General features: G+C 65.2%; 1 protein-coding gene. It reads left to right on the top strand.

Going from position 1 to position 302, the window contains the following annotated elements:
- A partial coding sequence (locus ACKLNA_RS29190) for a contractile injection system protein, VgrG/Pvc8 family (protein WP_408987857.1) occupies nucleotides 1–302 on the top strand: 302 nt, incomplete at both ends.

Genomic DNA, 302 nt, shown 5'->3' with positions numbered 1-302 from the left:
GGCCGTTTCGTCGACCGCGAGCGCGGCAAGCACCTGGCCAAACGCGCCCTCGAGCGTCACCGCAGCGACTTCCAGCTCGCCGAGGGCAAGAGCGACCAGCCGCTGCTGGTCAGCGGCCATTTCCTCGCGCTGAAGGAACACCCGAAGGCCAAGTGGAACGACCTGTGGCTGCTCACCGAAGTCCATCACGAAGGCAAGCAGCCGCAGGTGCTGGAAGAATCGGTCACCAGCGACACCACCGCGCTGAAAGACGATTTCCATCAGGGCTACCGCAACCGCTTCCAGGCCACCCCGTGGGACGT

Origin of the sequence: Pseudomonas sp. UV AK001, assembly GCF_046097675.1 — a bacterium.
Classification (GTDB): domain Bacteria; phylum Pseudomonadota; class Gammaproteobacteria; order Pseudomonadales; family Pseudomonadaceae; genus Aquipseudomonas; species Aquipseudomonas kribbensis.
The sequence above is the reverse complement of the archived record's forward strand: the minus strand, read 5'-3'. Positions and strand labels throughout refer to the sequence as shown.